This window comes from Kitasatospora sp. NPDC058965 (assembly GCF_042741245.1).
GTDB lineage: Bacteria > Actinomycetota > Actinomycetes > Streptomycetales > Streptomycetaceae > Kitasatospora.
The window spans coordinates 1-5,743 of sequence record NZ_JBHYKG010000426.1 but is presented as its reverse complement, the minus strand read 5'-3'; the positions used below and the strand labels follow the sequence as shown (position 1 = coordinate 5,743).

5 protein-coding genes are annotated in these 5,743 nt (G+C 73.2%); 1 reads left to right on the top strand and 4 read right to left on the bottom strand.

Annotated elements, in window-relative coordinates:
- Positions 1-42: 42 nt before the first annotated feature.
- From ACFW1A_RS37545 to ACFW1A_RS37530, 4 genes are all read right to left on the bottom strand, one after another.
- Positions 43-1,488 (bottom strand): glyceraldehyde-3-phosphate dehydrogenase, encoded by a 1,446-nt coding sequence (locus ACFW1A_RS37545; RefSeq protein ID WP_380417617.1) that lies wholly within the window; start codon positions 1,486-1,488, stop codon positions 43-45.
- Positions 1,489-1,638: 150 nt separating this feature from the next.
- A complete protein-coding gene (locus ACFW1A_RS37540) occupies positions 1,639-3,138 on the bottom strand; it encodes a copper resistance protein CopC (protein WP_380417615.1) in 1,500 nt (499 codons plus the stop codon).
- Positions 3,139-3,182: 44 nt separating this feature from the next.
- Positions 3,183-3,680, bottom strand: a complete 498-nt coding sequence (locus tag ACFW1A_RS37535) for a hypothetical protein (protein WP_380417613.1) — start codon at positions 3,678-3,680, stop codon at positions 3,183-3,185.
- A gap of 94 nt (positions 3,681-3,774) precedes the next feature.
- A complete protein-coding gene (locus ACFW1A_RS37530) occupies positions 3,775-4,488 on the bottom strand; it encodes a hypothetical protein (protein WP_380417611.1) in 714 nt (237 codons plus the stop codon).
- Between the two features lie 497 nt (positions 4,489-4,985).
- Between ACFW1A_RS37530 and ACFW1A_RS37525 the strand changes: the two genes are divergently transcribed.
- Entirely contained in the window at positions 4,986-5,594 is a 609-nt protein-coding gene (locus tag ACFW1A_RS37525) for a LysE family translocator (RefSeq protein ID WP_380417609.1), read from the top strand.
- Positions 5,595-5,743 lie beyond the last annotated feature (149 nt).

Genomic DNA, 5,743 nt, shown 5'->3' with positions numbered 1-5,743 from the left:
TTCACACCGTGCTGACCGCCCGCGGGCGGTGCGCGCCGTGGCTCAGACGGCCGGACGCGGGAAGGTCGGGTACTCCACGCCGGAGATGTGCTGGACCACCCGGATCACCTGGCACGAGTAGCCGAACTCGTTGTCGTACCACAGGTACAGGATCGCGTTGTCGCCCTCGACCTTGGTCGCGCCGGCGTCCACGATCGAGGCGTGGCGCGAGCCGATGAAGTCGCTGGAGACGGCGTCGGGCGAGTCGATGAAGTCGATCTGGCGACGCAGCGACGAGGTCAGCGAGACGTTGCGCAGGTACTCCAGCACCTCCTCGCGGTCCGCCTCGCCGGCCAGCTGCAGGTTGAGGATCGCGATCGAGACGTCCGGCACCGGCACCCGGATGGAGCTGCCGGTGATCTTCGCCTTGAGGTCCGGCAGCGCCTTGGCGACCGCGGAGGCGGCACCGGTCTCGGTGATCACCATGTTCAGCGGTGCCGAGCGGCCGCGGCGGTCGGCCTTGTGGTAGTTGTCCAGCAGGTTCTGGTCGTTGGTGAACGAGTGGACGGTCTCCACGTGGCCGCGGAGCACGCCGTACTTGTCCGCCATCGCCTTCAGCGGCGGGACGATCGCGTTGGTGGTGCAGGACGCGCAGGAGATGATCTGCTCGTCCGGCTTGACCGTGTCGTGGTTGACCCCGTGCACGATGTTCGGCACGTCGCCCTTGCCCGGGGCGGTCAGCACGACCTTGGCGATGCCCGGCTGCAGGTGCTTGGAGAGACCCGCACGGTCCCGCCAGCGGCCGGTGTTGTCGATCAGGATGGCGTCCTTGATCCCGTACTCCGTGTAGTCGACCGTGGTCGGGTCGTCGGAGTAGATCACCTTGATCTCGGTGCCGTTGGCGACGATCGTGTTGCGCGCCTCGTCGACCGTGATGGTGCCCTGGAACTGACCGTGGATCGAGTCGCGGCGCAGCAGCGAGGCGCGCTTGACCAGGTCCTCGCCGCCGCCGTTGCGCACCACGATGGCGCGCAGCCGCAGGCCGTTGCCGGAACCGGCCTTCTCGACCAGCAGGCGGGCGACCAGGCGGCCGATCCGGCCGAAGCCGTAGAGCACGACGTCGCGGCCCTCGGCACGCTCCACCTTGTTCGCGCCGGTGGCGCCGGAGACGGCCTCGGCGGTGAACTCGGCGACCGACAGGCCGCGCGAGTCGGCCTTGTAGGTCTCGGCGAGCATCGCGATGTCGATCTGGGACGGGCCCAGGTCCAGCTCGGTCAGCGCGGCCAGGAACGGCATGGTCTCGGTGACCGAGAGCTCCTCGCCGGCGATCTGGCGGGCGAAGCGGTGGGTCTTGAGGATGCTGACCACGGACTTGTTCACCAGCGAACGGCTGTGAACGAGGACGGTCACGTCCCTCTCGCGGTGCAGCTTGCCGATGACCGGAATCATCGACTCCGCGATCTCCTCGCGGTGCTTCCAGTTCGTGAACACGTCGTCGTTGACAGTCACAGCTCTATCTTTCGAGGTAATGGAGGGTGCCCTCATGCTAGCGGCGCCGGTTTCCGCGCCGAGGGCCCCTCCCACCCCCGACCACCCGCCGGACCTGCGGATCGTCACCGAACGGGCACCGGCCGGAGTGGAAAACCGGCCCAAAGCGGCTCAGTTGGCGAGCCCGGGGGCGGCCGTCGTGAGAATCGTCACGGTGGACTGCGGGCGGCCCGCGGCGGTGGCCGGCCGGGCCGGGGCGGTGCCGACCATCACCACGGTCAGCACCAGCAGCACCGTCACCCCGGCCAGCTCCAGCAGCACCGCCCGCCGCACCCCCGGGCCGGCCGCCGGCCGGCGCACCCGGCCGCGGACCACGGCGGCCGCGGCGAGCACCAGCGCCAGCACCGCGACCTTCGCCAGCAGCAGCCGACCGTACGGAGTACCCGTCAGCGCCGCCGGACTGCCCACCTCGCGGAACGCCTGCCAGGCCCCGGTCACCGCCAGCAGCGCCACCGCGGCCACGGCCAGGCGGGAGAACCGGGCGGCCGCGGCGGCGAGCTGCGCCCCCGCACCGGCGCGCACCGCGAGCAGCGCCAGCGTGCCGACCCCGCCCGCCCAGACCGCCATTGCGGTCACGTGCAGGGTGGTGGCCAGCAGGGCGAGCGGCACCAGGGTGCCGCCGGCCGCGTGACTGGTCTCCGCCCAGGTGAGCGCGAGCAGCAGGGTCAGCAGCACGGCACCCGCCCGGGCCACCGTCCCGACGCGGCGCAGCAGCGGGGGCCCGACGGTCGCGGTCAGGGCCAGCAGCAGGATCCGGCCGACCAGCATCTGGCCCTGGTGCCCGGAGAGCGTCGCGGCGAGCAGCGGGCGGTCGGCCAGGTGGGCGAGCGACTCGCCCTGGGTGGCCGGGCCGTACGCGAAGAGCTGGAGCAGGGTGCCCAGCAGCAGCGCCGACCAGCCGGCGCCGGGGAGCCGCGCGAGGGCGGGGTGCGGTCCACCGGCGCCGTCCGCCACCGGGGCCGCGGACGGGCGGGCCGCTGCGGGCTCCGCGGGCAGGGCGTCCGCCGCCGCCGTGGACAGCCCGTCCTCCGCCGGATCCGCGGGCAGGGCGTCCGCCACCGGATCCACGGGCAGTCCGTCCACCGCTCCGCCGACGGGCAGGCAGTACAGCCGCACCGCCGCGAACCCGACCATCGCCGCCAGCCCCGCGAAGCCGAGCCAGACCGCCAGGTCCAGCACGGCCTCGGTGCTCCGGTCCGACCGGCCGCCCGCGCCCAGCGCCGCGTTGCGGCTCGGGGCGCCCACCGAGAAGGTGAGCACGCCCGCCGTGGTGTGCCCGTCGTCCGCCGCCGTGACCCGCCACTGCACCACGAACGTGCCCTGCTGCCCGCCGGCGGCCAGCGACTCCAGCAGTGCGTCCCCGTCCCCCGCCACCGGCGCCCCGGTGTCCACCCGGCGCCCGTCCGGTCCGATCACCCGCACCGAGGCCAGCCGCAGCGTCACCGGCTCCGAGAACACCAGCCGCACCTGCGGCGGCGCGCCCGCCAACACCGACCCGTCGGCGGGCGAGGCCGTCACCAGCCCGGCGTGCGCCGCAGCCGGTCCCGCCGTCCCGAGCGCCAGGCCGCACAGCACGAGCAGCACCACCGCGACCTGCCGCAGCCGGCGCACCCCGCCCGTCTCCCGGGCCCTCCGCCCCCGTGGCACCAGCCCGTTCAACGGCAGTCACCCGCCGCCCGTCGGCGCTGCACCAACTGGTCCACGCCCAGCCGGTAGTCGGCCAGCGCGCCGTCGTCCGGCACGAACCGCCACTTGCCGTCCTGGTACACGACGGTGTTGCTGCCGGTCTGCGCGTCCCGGTGCCAGTCCACCCGCACCGTCACGTCGTCCAGCTTGGTGCTGCGGTCCACCAGGTACGGCGTCCCGAGCTGCGGCTTGCACTCGGTGTTCAGCCGCACGAAGTCGTCCTGTCCGATGGCCTGTTGCGCGCCGGCCGGCCACAATCCCCAGGCCGACGCCCAGCCGCCGCCCGCCAGCAGCCCGAACTCCTGGCGGGCCACCGCCTCCGCCTGCAGGGTCTGCGGCTGCGGCGCCACCGGCGCGGCGCTCGGCGCCCTGCTGCCGGTCCCGCAGCCCGCGGTCGGCAGCAGCACGGCCGCCATCGCCGCCAGCACCGCGCCGCGGACCGGCCACGCTGCCCGAAGCACTGTCACCTCGTCCTCCCACTCCGTTTCCGCGCAGGCCGATCGGGCCCGGGGTGCCCACCACCCCGGACCCGACCTCCCACCCCTGGGAACGACCCGGCCGTCAGTTGGTCAGGCGGTTGGTGCCGTAGTGCTGGACCAGGGCCTGGTTGGCCTTGAGGTCCAGGTCGGCGGTGAACTTCAGCGAGTCGCGGATCTGGGTCAGCGTGATCGCGGAGTTCGGCGCCCCACCCAGGGAGTAGGTGAAGGACTGCCCGGGCGCGACCTGACGCTGCGCCAGCGGCACGTCGTGGAAGTCGATCCGGGCGATGTAGAAGGAGGTTCCGTCGCCGCGCGGCACCTCCAGGTAGTCCTGCTGCGGGTGCCCGTACTGCTGGGTCGCGGTGTACCCGTGGTTGTCCGAGCCGGAGGGCGCCCGGAAGACCAGCACCGCACAGTCGGTGGAGAGCACCTGCGAGGTGGTGTTGGTGAAGACGAACTGCCAGTCGCCGTAGTACTGGTTGCCGCTGAAGGTGACGTACTCCGACAGCCCGACGTTGCTGGCGAACTGAGTGGTCACCGGCTCGCTGAGCACCGGGTTCGCGCCGCTGATCGGGAAGTTGACGCCGTTGGCGCAACGCTCCAGCGGCTGGTCGTACTGCGAGGGCTGACCGGCCGGCACCGCCTGGGTGAAGCCGGCCGGGCCGGCACTCACCGCGCTGGTGGTGTTCGGATCGGCTGCGGCCGAGTTGCCGCCTGCGAAGGCCGCGACGCCGGCCAGCAGGAGCACGGTGGCCAGGCCCGCGCCCAAGCCGCGCTTGGTGGAGGGCACATGCATGGTGGATCGGTCCTTTCGACGAGGAATGAACGATCGACCCACGGCGGGCATCCACACGCCGGCTCGGTGCAGTGGGGGAGCGCGGAGACGGCATGCCTGGGGAGGGCCCCGCTGTAGGGCTGCCTCGTACGGTTCCACCGGACCGTGCACCCGTCAAGGGTATAGACCATTAAGGACTAGACCATAAGGTCTACACCTCTCGAATGGCTCCCTTAAGGCAACTCCCCTTCCCAAAAGCGTTGCTGACGAACTCACAGATTCCAGCTCCTCCCTTCGGTGAGAGTCCCTCGCACCCGCCCGCGGCCGCTCCTCGCCGCTCCTCGCCGCTCCCCGTCCGCCCTCCCCGTCCACCGCCCCGCCTGCGGTGAGACGCCGCCACCCCGCCCGAAGGCCCACCGTCTCGCCCCCGCCCGGTCGGCCGCCCGACCGGGTAGCGTCGTGGGCGACCGACCGCCCCGCCCACCGGACCTGACTCCGCCTCAGCCCGAAGGAGCGCCATGAGCATCAGCTTCCTGCTGACCTCGCTCGTCATCGTCGCCACCCCCGGCACCGGTGCCCTCTACACCGTGGCCGCCGGCCTCGCCCGGGGCACCCGCGCCGCCCTGGTCGCCGCCCTCGGCTGCACCCTGGGCATCGTGCCGCACCTGATCGCCGCCATCACCGGCCTCGCCGCCCTGCTCAACGCGAGCGCCACCGCCTTCCAGACCGTCAAGTACGCGGGCGTCGCCTACCTGCTCTACATGGCCTGGGCCACCCTGCGCGACAAGGGCGCCCTCACCGTCGAGGAGGACGCCCCCGAGGTCCCGGCCCTCAAGGTGATCACCAAGGGCGTCGCGATCAACCTGCTCAACCCCAAGCTGACCCTCTTCTTCTTCGCCTTCCTCCCCCAGTTCGTGCACACCGACCGGGCCGGCGCCTGGCTGCCGATGGTCGAGCTCAGCGCCGTCTTCATGGCCCTGACGTTCGTCGTCTTCGCCCTCTACGGCCGCTTCGCCGCCGCCTTCCGCACCCACATCGCCACCCGCCCCGGCGTCGCCACCACCCTGCGCCGCACCTTCGCCACCGCCTTCGCCGCCCTGGCCGGCCTCCTCGCCTACGAGGCCTGACCGCCCACCCGCGACCGCGGCACCGGGAACCAGGTCCCGCGCACCCACCCCTCCCCTCCTCCCCTCGGGCGCCCCCCCGCCCCCCGGGGGGGCGCCCCGGGGCCCCCCCCCGCCCCCCCCCCCGCGCCCCCCCCCGCCCCCCCCCCCCC